Source organism: Paenibacillus sp. JT22N12 (assembly GCF_056269365.1).
The window spans coordinates 325168-337748 of the sequence record NZ_JBWDNU010000004.1; the positions used below are offsets into that span (position 1 = coordinate 325168).

Here is a 12581-nt window from a genome sequence, read left to right on the forward strand (position 1 = left end):
AAGGTGGCTTGCCAATGACACTTGCAGAGCAGACCGTAACAGAAGCCGGAGCGGCGGCGGGCGGCAGCGATAATTTGCTGGAGGTCCGCAACGTGAAGATGTATTTCCCTATTACTGGCGGCATTTTGCAGCGCAAGACAGGCGAGGTCAAAGCGGTCGATAATGTTTCGTTCTCCATCAAGAAAGGAGATACGCTGGGACTCGTCGGAGAATCCGGCTGCGGTAAGTCCACGACGGGCAGGGTCATTATGCGGCTCTACGAACCGACGGAGGGTTCGATTATATTCGACGGGCATGATATTACGAAAATCAAGGGCGACCGGCTCCGCCAGCTGCGGCAAAATTTTCAGATGGTTTTTCAGGACCCGTTCTCCTCGCTGAATCCGCGGATGACCGTCGCTGCCATTATAGCGGAGCCGATGATTGTAAATACGAAAATGACGCAAAAAGAAGCCATGGAACGGGTCGCCTATCTGCTTCGGGTAGTCGGGCTGCCCCAGGAGGCCGGCTTCAAGCATCCGCATGAGTTCTCGGGCGGCCAACGCCAGCGGATTGCCATTGCCCGGGCCCTGGGCCTGAATCCCAAGCTGATGGTATTGGACGAAGCTGTCTCCGCGCTCGATGTGTCCATTCAGGCGCAGATCATTAACCTGCTTGACGATCTCCGGAGGCAATTCGGCCTGTCTTATCTGTTTATTTCTCATAATTTATCCGTCGTCAAGCATGTAAGCAATAAGGTCGGAGTGATGTATCTGGGCAGAATGGTGGAGATCGCGCCCAAATCCAATCTTTATGGCGCGCCCCTCCATCCGTATACCCAATCGCTGCTTTCCGCAGCGCCGGAGGCAAGCCGCAGGGCAAAGCGCGAACGTATCGTGCTTGCGGGAGAAGTGCCGAATCCTGCCAACCCGCCTTCGGGCTGCGCTTTTCATACCCGCTGTACCAAAGCGATGAGTATTTGCCGGGCAGCGCGTCCCGAACTGCAGGAGATAATGCCGGAACAATGGGTTGCATGTCATTTATATTAAGGAAGCGGGCTATGGAAATTTGGCAGAAAAATCTTTGGGTTTTATGGTTTGGCACCTTTGTCGCATCGGCAAGCCTTACGATGGTAATTCCGTTCCTTCCGCTGTTTCTGATCGATATTGGCGTGAGGGACAATACGGAGATGTGGGCGGGGCTGCTCTTCAGCTCCACGTTCCTGGCTTCTTCCCTGTCATCTCCGTATCTTGGTTCGCTGGCTGACAAATTCGGCCGGAAGAAAATGATTATCCGGGCAGGCATTGTTCTGTTCGTCGTGTTCACTTTAACGTCAATGGTAACCAATCCGTACGAGCTGCTGGCCCTGAGGGTGCTCCATGGCCTCCTGGCCGGATATATTCCTGCCGTAATCGCGCTTGTCGGCACCAACACGCCGGAAAATAAGGTCGGCTATGCGCTGACTACGATATCTACGGCAACGGCGTCGGGACGCATCATGGGCCCTTTGCTGGGAGGCGGGATAGCGCATCTGTTCAACAACCGCGCGGCGTTCGTGAGCGCCGGAGTTCTCATTTTGTTATCCACGCTGCTGGTTATCCTGCTGGTCAAGGAGGAGAAAATCGGCGAATCCAAAGGGCGGAGCTCAGTATTCGAAGCGTTCAAAATCGCAGCGTCCAACCGCTCCTTCTCCATGATCCTGATCCTGACCGCCTTTGTCTCGATTTCGGTGATGACCATCGAGCCGGTAATCAGCCTGTATGTGGTGGAAATCGGCGGGACGGCAGGTGATGCCTCGCTGCTCGCGGGCTTCGTGTTTTCCCTCGTGGGCATTGCAGGCATTATTTTTGCGCCTTTCTGGGGGAGGCTGGCGGATAAGGTCGGCTTCCGACACGTCCTGGTCATTGGACTTGCAGGCGGTGCGGCGGGAAACTTGTTTCAGATGGCCTTTCACAATATTTGGGGCTTTGCCATTGTCCGCTTTGTGTACGGCGCGTTCTTCTGTGCGGTCATTCCTGCGTTGAACGGCATGCTGGTCCGCAATACTCCGAGCGATTTCCGGGGGCGGGCGTTCGGGCTTAACAATACGGCGTCTCAAGTCGGCAATATGATCGGACCGGGCATCGGCGGAGCGATCGGGGCGGCATTTACGACCCATGTGATCTTTGCCGCTACCGGAGCGCTTCTGGCGGGCTCTGCCATGCTGGCCCATCGCCTGACCGAAACGAACAGACCGGAAGCCGCAGCCGCCGGCATAACGCAGGCAAAATAAGCCGGTCTTCAAGAACCGGCATGGCTGAGGCATATAGAGGCTTGCTGCAGTTTCGGCTTTCGTCAGGAGGCTGAAGCCGGCACTCCAATTATGATTAACGATGTTAAACGGTTCTGTCAATAAGAATCCCCGCTATGCCTTGTGGCTGTCGGGGATTCTTGTTTGGCGTTACATAATTTTCCATACCCCTTCTTGGGCAGGGTATTGTGCCTGATGCTTCAACCCCGTTGTTTTGAAGCCGTTGTATAGACTTGAATTTCCGTATCTCCTCCTGCAGATATCGATCAATGTTCCTATAACAATTTCATGCAAATAGTATCAAAGTACTACATATCCCTGAGTCTCCAATACCGATAATATATCATAGTGGATAGTAGTAGATAGATACTGTGTGTTAAGGAGATGTCGATATGACAGATAGACCCCATTCTGCCGGCAAAGCAAAAGGGTGGCTGAAAAATGCGTTGACAGCGCGCACCCAAAGCTATCGTCAGGCGGAATTCTCATCTGAAGCAGAAATACAGTCATCGCTCGCCGAGCACCCGGCATCCGAAATTTCCTTGCTGGATCAGGACAAGGCAGCCCTGGACCTTGTGGTTGCGGTCGAGAATCTCTTGAATGACCGTCAGCTTATCCACTTCAAAAGCAAAGATATCGAGCAGCAGCTTGCCAATGCGAACGAAGATATCAGTCGTCTCAAAAACGACCTGATGAAGAAAGAACAGCTCATTGCCGACAGGGAGCAGGAGTTCAGATTGCTGGAGGATAAGCTGACTGCGAAGCAGATGGGCTATGACCAGCTTCTGGAGGACTACAAGGAGTTCCAGAACGCCTCCAATTCGGGTATCGATAATCTGAAGTACCAGCTGGAGAAGGAAAGAAACAAATACGCCAAGCTCCATGAGGATTCGCACCGTTTTCAGCAGGACAGTCTGCAGAGAACGAAGGAGCTGGAAGAGAAGCTCAGAGATGCGGAAGCGGAGAACCTGCAGCTGGCCAGCCAATATCAGAAGGTCACAGAAGAAAAAACGAAACTGCTGCAGTCCGTCACCGACTTTACAGCACGTATGGCCTTCTCATTATCTCCCCCGTCTGAGTGATTTTTTGTCAGCGAGAAGGGACTGAAAGGGGGAATCCACAATGGCATCCTATACGGGGAAATGGCTGGAGGTCCTATCCGTAGAGAATGAATCCGAGAGCCACTGCATTCATATACAATTAAATCTGGAACAATCCATGAATCTCAAATGGAAGCTGGATTCCTATACGGCCTATCATATCCGCGCCTTGATCGGATCCGGGGAAACGGCTAAATATAGATTGTCCTTACATAGCAATTGGAATGCCTTGAACAACCATCCTTCCGGCTCGCTTACCAAATATGACCGGGGCTCGAGTGAAAAAAGCATATTTCCCTGTTCCCGGCAATTTGCTGAGGAGCTCGCCGCTTTGCGGGAGATTCAGGACTTGTCCCAAATAAAACGATTATCTTCTTTTATTTGCACGGAGGATGGTTCCGAATGCCATGAACAAGCGGCTAATCCGAAGACGGTGCTTGAACGCTTGTCATGGAAGCCTGCATTTCCCGCACGGGCGCTGAGAATTCTGGCGGCTACGTTCGTGGTCGCAGCCTTCTTCCTGATCTTTGTTCCCGACTACCCCTCTACCAATCAGGCGGTGCTGGCCAAGGTCGATACATCGGTATTGGAAGAAAGAACGCAGCAAAGGGGAACGTCATTCACACAGCAGCTTGCCGAGGCGAGAAGCGAGCCGGTTCCGGCTCCTGCCCAGGAGGCCCTCGTCGTACCCGCGGTTGTAACTGAATCCGCTGCTGTCCCTGAGGTTAAACTGGGCGGATTGGTCAATTTCAGCCTGCCCAAAGGCTCCGTTGCGCTTACCTTCGATGATGGACCATCCAAGTATACCCGGGAGATTGTCGACATTCTGGAGAAGCACAAGGTCGGGGGAACGTTCTTCTTCGTGGGGACGCAGGTCAGGAAATTCCCCGAATATGTAAAATATGCCGATGACCATGGGTTTTCGATCGGCAATCATTCCATGACGCATGCGGATTTTGAGGACCTGACATCCGACAAGCGGCAGCTTGAGATTGCCCGTACCAACCAGCTGCTCGAAGCGGTCACGTCAGAGCCCGTGGTGCTTTTTCGCCCGCCCTATGGAGCTACGGATGACGCGCTTTCGCAGCTTGTCGAGAAGAACGGAATGAAGATTGTTCTCTGGAACAAAGATTCGGAAGACTGGAAGGCCTCCAGCTCCCAGACGATTATGAATTATACCAGGCACACCGAGTTATCCGGTTCGATCCTGCTCCTGCATGAGTCGAAGCAGACGGTGCAGGCGCTGCCTCAACTGATTGAATATTTGCAAAAGCAAAAGCTGCAGTTCCCTAATCTGCGGTAGAGAAAAACAACAAGAAACCAGTCGGACACTAATGGTGTCTGGCTGGTTTCTTGTTTATGCAGGGATGGACACGCCTGAACCTCAATAAGGAGTTTTGCCTCAACCGGTGCCATGATTCATGGTTTGAATGAACCCACAGGTTGTGCTACCATGTCGTTAGAATGGGGTGAACCGCATGGAGAAAGCCAAGATCCTGATTATTGAAGATGAAGCAGCGATTGCGGATTTGCTTGCCTATGGCTTGAACAGGGAAGGCTTCGATACGATCACCGCAAACAGCGGGGCGCATGGCTTGCGGCTGGTGGAGCAGTTCAGACCGGATCTGCTGCTGCTGGATTGGATGCTGCCGGATGTGAGCGGACTGGATGTTTGCCGCAAAGTTACGGAGACCCTCAATATTCCGATCATTATGATTACAGCCAAATCGGACATCTCCGACAAAATTGTGGGCCTTGAGTTCGGAGCGGACGATTATATTACCAAGCCGTTTGATCTGAGGGAGGTCATCGCCCGGATTCGAACGGTCCTGCGCAGATTGCCCCAGGCGGCACGCCCTTCCGGCGATCAGCCGGCATCCAGCATCCGTTTTAAAAATATCGAAATTATCAAAGAAGAGCGATTGGTAAAAAAGGATAATGAAGTGGTCGAATTGACGCCCAAGGAATTCGATCTGCTGATGACTCTGAACAATTACCGGGGCAAAATCTTCTCCAGACCGGAGCTGCTGGATGTGGTTTGGGGCTTTGATTATTTTGGAGACACCCGCACCGTCGATATCCATATCCAGCGCCTGCGCAAGAAGCTGGATATTAATGATGTGATCCTGACCGTTTTTGGCGTGGGCTATAAATTTGACAAACAGGCGGACTGACGGCGCTGCTATCCGGAGGCCGCCAACCGATCGGGGGGACAAGCCGGAATGATCCGTACAATCAGAGCCAAATTCATCATCGGCTTCTTCCTGATTTTCTGCCTCTCTTTTCTGCTGCTTAATCAGATTGTCGCGCGTGTCATCCAGACCAGCAACCAGAATATCATCACCGACGATTTGATCGGCTTGAAGAAGAACAGCAATGTTTATGTCCAGCAGGCGTTTATGATCAACCACTTTACGAACGACGATCTCTATTTTGGGCAGATGGCCGAGGAAATGGTAGGCGACCTGCAGCATGCGACCTCCAGCAATGTCACTGCCTATACAGTTGACGGCGTGCTGTTGTATTCATCCGATCAGGACGCTTTCTCAGGCGTTACGGACGATGATCTCAAGCAAGCGCTTCAGGGCAAAACGGCCTACACCATCTCCTACGAGCACGGCATTGCATCCGTTCTGTATTCGTACCCGGTCATCATCGGCGGGGTCAAGGTGGGGATTCTGCGTTTCTCCAAGGATTTTACGCTGCTCTATGAGCAAAGCGGGCATATATTGGATATCATTTTCTATATTGCTTTGGCAGTCTTCGCTGCAGCTTTCCTGTTCTCCTACATGCTCTCCCGGCATATTACGATCCCTCTGGTCAAGCTGGCCAAGGCCTCCACGGAGGTGATGAACGGGAATCTGGATATCCGTATCGCTTTTCGGAGAAAGGATGAAATCGGCCGGCTGACCGCCAATTTCAACGATATGATCGAGCAGATCAGAAGCCAGATTGCCAGAATCGAGCGGGACCGGGATCGGCTCGAAGGATTGAACCAGCAGCGCAAACGCTTCTTCGACAATGTCACCCATGAGCTCAAGACTCCGCTGACCTCCATTCTGGGGTATGCGGAGATCATCCGGGAGAACGGGGAGAGCGACCGCGACTTCTTCGATAAAGGAATGAACCATATTGTGGAGGAGAGCCAGCGTCTGCACGAAATGGTGCTGAGGATGCTGGAGGTATCGCAAGGACCGGCCAGCCGCGATGAATTCGGGCGCGTCGAGACAGGCCGGATTCTGCACGATGTATGCGATGCGATGGCCTTCAAGGCCAAGCGCTATAACAAGACGATTCGCTGCGACACGGAGGAGGGGCTCTTCGTACACGGACATTCGGACAGGCTCAGACAGCTCTTTATCAATCTGCTTGACAATGCGATCAAGTATGGCGACGCTCATTCGGAGATCGGAGTCAAGGCGCTGCTTGACCTCGGAACCGTCCGTTTTGCCTTCGTTAATTCCGGAGAAACGATAGAGCCCGAGCATCTGGCGAACATTTTCGAGTCCTTCCATCTGGCGGATCACAGACCCAAGGAAGCGGGCAGTGTAGGCCTGGGTCTGGGCATTGCCAAGGCCATTGTTGAAGATCACGGGGGAAGCATCCGCATCATCAGCGAGAACCGGCAAACGGGCGTCTATGTGGAAATACCGTACATGAAGGCGGTGAGGTAGCGATTATGAGCAGACGGATTGCGGTCTTGTGCGCAGCGCTTGTGCTTCTGGGCGTCGTTCTGTCCGGATGCATGAGGCAGCTGCGGTCCGAGACGATCATCATACCTGATACGGAAGAAGACAGCCCGGTTGATCAGGCCAGCGGGCCGTTCAAGGTCAAGACCTATTACCGGCTGCCCGCCCAGGCTGCGGAGAACCTGTACCACATCAGCTGGCTCGGCCGGGATACCGTTATCGGCTTGTTCGGGGAAGCAAGGCAGGGGCTGAGCATTGAACGTCTTGTTTCCCCATACGAGACGCCGGAGAAGCTGCGCGATGTGGGCGGGAATAGCCTATTTGCCGGACTGTCGCCGGATGGCCGGTATGTATGCACGATTGCGCTTGCCGACAGAGTCTATACGATTACGCTGATTTCAACGTCCGACCAGCAGGCGAAGATTACCGATACGCTTACGTCCAAGCAGCTGCTGGTATCAAAAAACCTGACATGGTCGGATAACGGCCGATACGTCTCGTATTTGCTTTCCGACAATGGCCAGGGCAGCATCGGCGTCATCGATACGGAGACCGGAACCGCGAAGCGTTATTCACTGCCGGAGTGGAAGAGGAGCGATGTCATCTACTCCATCAAGCTTTCGGATGACGGACAGCGCGTGCTGATCGTCAAGGGCGGGGGCAGCCGACTCAGTTTCAGCGTCGGCGCCTGGAGCGGCAGCGGGTTTGTAAGCCAATACGAGCATGAACTTGGCGGCGACAGTTCGGCGATCTGGGTGGGCGGCGGCAGCAGCCAGGCCGACTGGATCAATAAGGATCAGATCGCTTATATAGGGCCGGATGGATCTCTATATGCGTACGATCTGCGCAATGCGGCGGTAACCGTCCTGCTGGGGCGGGTCGGAAGCTTTCAGCTGTCTCCGGACCGGAAATATATCGCGTACTGGAAGGGCAAGGGTTCGACAACCAAGGATATGAGAATTTATGCGGGCAAGCTGCAGGGAAACAACATCTTGAACGAAACAGCGGTTTATCAGGGAGTCGTTCCTTTCCAGATGGCATGGAATCCGGACAACAGCGGACTTCTGATTGAAGGACAGAAAGTGTATGCGCGAGAGGCGGGTCCTGCGCAGCCTACGCAATCTGCGCCTAGTACTGTGCCTTCTGACCTGGTCCCGCTGAACGATAATCAATCCTTTATTATCGAATTTGAATGAACCGCCCGCCAAGCGGCGGCAGCTGCAGTACCCGATGCATCTTGTTGGAGAGCCAGGAACACTTTTGGTGTTCCTGTCGACTGTTCATCAGGATGTTTTTTTCTTAAAATCATTCAGAAAGTATACAATATGGTTCTACTTTTCTGATATTTTTGAGGAAGAAACTAACTTTGCCACTGAAGGACGGCGAAGTTAGTTTCTTCTTATTGGAGACAAATTGTTTACAAGTCAGTGAAGTTATGTTGACATCTTCGCCTTAGACTGAAGGGGCCCGGATACGCCAAGTTCTCCGGCAGGAAAGGTGATCAACGATGAGAAAAATGATGATTATGTTATTGGGGTTTGTGCTTCTGGTTAGTTTGGCTGCCTGCCGCAGCGGCGGCACCGGCAGCGGGGGAACGGCTTCAGGGCAGGGATCGGCGGTAAGCGACACCGGAACAGCCGCCACCGATACCGGAACAACTGCCCCCGGGCAGGGGAAGGACGGCGATGCGCCCGGGAAAGATTCTCCCCCTGCCAAGGGAGGGAAGACGACAATCACGTTCTCGACGTTCTGGCCGGATGCCCGTTTCCAGGAAGCGAAGAAAAAGTATGAGGCGCTGCATCCGGATGTCGAGATCAAGCTTACGGATATGCCGACCGACAATGCGAATGTGGATGCGGATCTGGAGAAATACCAAACGACTATGAACACAGCCATGCTGGCAGGCAAAGGGCCGGATATGCTGGAAATGAAAGAGCTGCCTGTCGCCAGTTACGTGCAGCAGCAGCTGCTTGTCAATTTGGACACGATGATGGATCAGGATCCGTCGTTCAAGAAAGAGGATTATTTCAGCAACATTCTGGATAACGCCAAAATCGGCGGAGGGCTCTACGGTCTGCCCCTCTCCTTCTTCCTCTACGGCTTCGCCGGCGATATGGATGCCATCGCGCAGGCAGGCGTGCAGATCGACGACAAATCCTGGACCTGGAGCGATTTTGCCGCGGCTACGAAGAAGCTGGCGGAGGACGGTCCCTACAAGAACGTGCTTAACAGCACCCCGGAATATTTGCTGGCGCAGATGGTATCCGACAACTATTCCCAATTCGTCGACGCCGCCAGCCGCAAGGCGAATTTCGATTCGGCAGCTTTTATCGGACTGATGCAGCAGGTGAAGGAGATGGGCGATGACGGCATCATCGGCGAGGGGCGTCCTTATTTCTTTCCCCTCCAAATCAATTCTCCCGGGGATTATCTTACATCGCTCAGAGGATATCTCGCCAAGAATATGAAGCTGCTCATTATGCCGCATCCGCAGGATACGGCTGCCGGAGGCTATTTCATGAATTACCTTACCATCGGCATTAACGCGAAATCGCAGGTGAAGGAGCAGGCCTGGGATTTCCTGAAATTCATGATGTCGGATCAGATCACAACGCCTCCCAATACCGCGGGGTTCCCCCTCAACAAGAAGGCGTTTGCTGCAGAACTGCAGCAGTTGAAGGATGATGGGACGGCGCCAACGAACAAGGAGGGGCCGCTGGAGGGTGTGCCCGTCAAAGTCGACGATGCGCAGCTTGACCAGCTGCAGGGCTTCCTGGAAGGGGCGATTCATTCCGCATTATTCAGATCCGACCAGGTCGCGCAGTTCGTCACTGACGAGTCCAAGGCTTTCTTCAGCGGCCAGAAATCGGCGGAGGACGTCGCCAAGCTGATTCAGAATAAGGTGACGACCTATCTCAATGAATAAGACGAGGCTCCTCTCCACATCAAGATCCTTGTGTCCGCGGCTGGTTAGCGGATGCAGGGATTTTTTTATGGACCCCACATATTTCCTGTGTTGCGAACAAACGTTCTTGTATATAATAAGAATATACGTTCGCAGATGGAGGGGTTGCAATGGACTTCAAGAAATACGTCGGGCAGCATGCGGAAATCATTTATCAGGATGCCAAAAATAACATAACGCAGCGGCGGGTGTTCGTGTATTCACAGAATGATAGCTATGTGCGCGTATTCTGCTTGAGGGCCAAAGCCTACCGCACCTTGAAAAGCGATCAGGTATTGGCCATTGTCCCGGCTCCGGCGAGACGCCATGCCATCTAAAGAGAGAACCATCTTCCTCGCGGACTGCCGGAGCTTCTATGCCAGTGTGGAGAAGGCGGACAATCCGGAGCTTATCGATAAGCCGGTAGCGGTCGCAGGCGATCCTGCGCGGCGCTCGGGAATTATTCTGGCAGCCTGTCCGCTGGCCAAAGCTAGGGGTGTTACGACAGCCGAAAGGCTTGGCGATGCGCTTGGCAAATGCCGCGATCTGGTTGTCGTCAGGCCGCGGATGCAGCACTACATCGATGTCTCTCTTCAAATCACGCAGATTTATGAAACCTACACGAGCCTCGTTGAACCCTATTCGATCGATGAGCAGTTCATCGATGTGACCGACTCCCTTCACCTGTATGGCGATGCGCAAACCACCGCCCATCTGATGCAGCAGGAAGTATTGGCCTTAACCGGCATATATACGCGTTTTGGAATCAGCCATAACAAAATCCTCGCCAAGCAGGCCTGTGACAATTACGCCAAGAAAAATGACTCGGGCTTGTATGTTTTGCGCCGCGGGGAACTGGCCGATTCCCTGTGGCAGCTGCCGATCAACAAAATGTTTATGGTCGGCGGCAGGATGACGAACCATTTTGTCCGCATGGGCATTCATACGATCGGAGATCTCGCCCGGATGCCGCTCCCTGAATTGAAGCGCAGGCTGCGCAGCAAGTTCGGCAAGAACAGCGATATTCAGGCGGAGGTGTGCTGGCGAATCGCCAATGGAATTGACGATTCGCCGGTTCTGCCGGGCACACATGCCGGGGAGAAATCCGTCGGCCACATGATGACGCTGCCGCGCGATTATGCTGCACGCGATGAGATCAAGGTGATCATTCTGGAGCTGTGCGAGTTGGTGGGCCGGCGCTGCCGGTCGATCGGCAAGATGGGCCGGACCTTGTCGGTGAACTGCCGGGGAGCTGATTTTGACAGGCCGACCGGCTTCAGCAGACAGATGACGATGCCTTATCCCTCCCATGTGACCAACGACCTTTACTATCATGCTCTTGAGCTGTTCGACCGTCACTGGGACGGCCTGCCCGTCCGCAGGGTAGGGGTGTCGGTAACCGGCTTCCAGAGCGACGAGCAGTACCAGCTTGTCATGGACGATACGAGGGAGCGCATGGGCGCTCTGGAGGCAGTGACAGACCGGCTTAAGGACAAGTACGGCGATGATGTCATTATCCGCGCCGTCTCGGGAACACCGGCCGGGCAGGCGGCGGACCGGGCCAGCAAGATAGGCGGCCACTACAAATAGGAGGGCGGGGCAAGCGATGGGCAAAACAAAGAAGCTGACACCAGGCGGCAACTGGATGTGGGAGGACAGCCGGATGATGCTTCCCGAGCACAAGCTGGAGCATAACCGGCATCAGCAGAATCTGAAGCGCCGGGAGCAGAAGGTATTGGACGAAGCCCGGTGGAGCGAGATTGCCATGCTTTTCAGCGAGTCGCTGCACCGGCACAAGGAGATTCGCGTCAAGCTGTTCGATGCGTTCGAGGAGCTGTCCGTAATCGGGATTGTGGAGCGGATTGACCAGCGGGGCGGCCAGTTTATGGTCAATGGGGACTGGTTCAGGCTCTCCGATGTCGAGGGTGCCGAGCTGGAAGCAGAAGATCATGATTTTTTCGATTCATGAAGATCCGCTGAGCAGCCCCTTTTGAAGGAGAGCTCCTTAGCGTGAAAGATTACCCTGGAGGTATATTTGTCATCGGCTACTGACGCCTATGCGGGAACGGCGGATTGAAGAATATGCGGGTTACGGGGCATTCTTGTCCATGCTTTTTACATGTCCTCCTCATAAATTGGATTATGTACATCCGAGAGGAGGGAAAACAGATGTCAGCCAAAATGAAGTTTGCCAATATTAAAGTTGCGAAGAAAACCCGCAGCCGCGCGCGGATTTCTTCCAACAGCTGCTGCAAAAAAACAGACAGTGCCGTCGAAGGCATTCAGGAAGCCGGTCAGGATCTGTGCAAGCTGTTCTGCCAGCTGAAGGATGCCGATAACGCAGCCGCACTTGTCCGCGCCATTCGCTGTAAAAACCGTAAAGTGGTAGACAACATTATCGGGGATAACTGCAGCGTGGTCTGCTTCTTCAATCAAGGCAGAAGCTCTTGCGTACGGATCAGCTGTGTTTTTGGAGAATGCTGCGACGTCCGTATTACCTTCGATATTTGCGTATCGAATGGCCAATGCAATATCCTGTAAGACCGTAGCTCCCTTCACCTACCCGGCTTCAGGCCGCA

Annotated in this window: 12 protein-coding genes; all 12 read left to right on the forward strand. The window is 53.5% G+C overall.

Annotation, left to right across the window (positions count from 1 at the left end; all coding sequences use genetic code 11):
- Positions 1-14 precede the first annotated feature (14 nt).
- The 12 genes from AC0YOA_RS17100 to AC0YOA_RS17155 all read left to right on the forward strand — a co-directional run bounded on the left by AC0YOA_RS17100 (position 15) and on the right by AC0YOA_RS17155 (position 12543).
- Entirely contained in the window at positions 15-1028 is a 1014-nt protein-coding gene (locus AC0YOA_RS17100; RefSeq protein ID WP_475787608.1) for an ABC transporter ATP-binding protein, read from the forward strand.
- 11 nt (positions 1029-1039) lie between these two features.
- Entirely contained in the window at positions 1040-2251 is a 1212-nt protein-coding gene (locus AC0YOA_RS17105) for an MFS transporter (protein WP_475787609.1), read from the forward strand.
- Between the two features lie 410 nt (positions 2252-2661).
- Positions 2662-3351, forward strand: a complete 690-nt coding sequence (locus AC0YOA_RS17110) for a hypothetical protein (RefSeq protein ID WP_475787610.1) — start codon at positions 2662-2664, stop codon at positions 3349-3351.
- Between the two features lie 40 nt (positions 3352-3391).
- A complete protein-coding gene (locus AC0YOA_RS17115; protein ID WP_475787611.1) occupies positions 3392-4672 on the forward strand; it encodes a polysaccharide deacetylase family protein in 1281 nt (426 codons plus the stop codon).
- Between the two features lie 175 nt (positions 4673-4847).
- Positions 4848-5543 (forward strand): response regulator, encoded by a 696-nt coding sequence (locus tag AC0YOA_RS17120; protein WP_475787612.1) that lies wholly within the window; start codon positions 4848-4850, stop codon positions 5541-5543.
- Positions 5544-5591: 48 nt separating this feature from the next.
- A complete protein-coding gene (locus AC0YOA_RS17125) occupies positions 5592-7043 on the forward strand; it encodes a sensor histidine kinase (protein ID WP_475787613.1) in 1452 nt (483 codons plus the stop codon).
- A 5-nt stretch (positions 7044-7048) separates the two neighbouring features.
- A complete protein-coding gene (locus tag AC0YOA_RS17130) occupies positions 7049-8254 on the forward strand; it encodes a WD40 repeat domain-containing protein (RefSeq protein ID WP_475787614.1) in 1206 nt (401 codons plus the stop codon).
- 311 nt (positions 8255-8565) lie between these two features.
- Positions 8566-9984 (forward strand): ABC transporter substrate-binding protein, encoded by a 1419-nt coding sequence (locus AC0YOA_RS17135; protein ID WP_475787615.1) that lies wholly within the window; start codon positions 8566-8568, stop codon positions 9982-9984.
- 149 nt (positions 9985-10133) lie between these two features.
- Complete coding sequence (locus tag AC0YOA_RS17140) at positions 10134-10340, forward strand: hypothetical protein (protein WP_210043126.1); 207 nt, start codon at positions 10134-10136, stop codon at positions 10338-10340.
- Positions 10330-11592 (forward strand): DNA polymerase IV, encoded by a 1263-nt coding sequence (locus tag AC0YOA_RS17145; protein ID WP_210043124.1) that lies wholly within the window; start codon positions 10330-10332, stop codon positions 11590-11592. Before AC0YOA_RS17140 ends, AC0YOA_RS17145 begins: the two co-directional genes overlap by 11 nt.
- 16 nt (positions 11593-11608) lie before the next feature.
- Positions 11609-11971: a YolD-like family protein gene (locus AC0YOA_RS17150; RefSeq protein ID WP_210043123.1), complete on the forward strand. Its 363-nt coding sequence runs from the start codon at positions 11609-11611 to the stop codon at positions 11969-11971.
- A gap of 200 nt (positions 11972-12171) precedes the next feature.
- Positions 12172-12543, forward strand: a complete 372-nt coding sequence (locus tag AC0YOA_RS17155; protein ID WP_475769744.1) for a hypothetical protein — start codon at positions 12172-12174, stop codon at positions 12541-12543.
- The last annotated feature ends 38 nt before the right edge of the window (positions 12544-12581 follow it).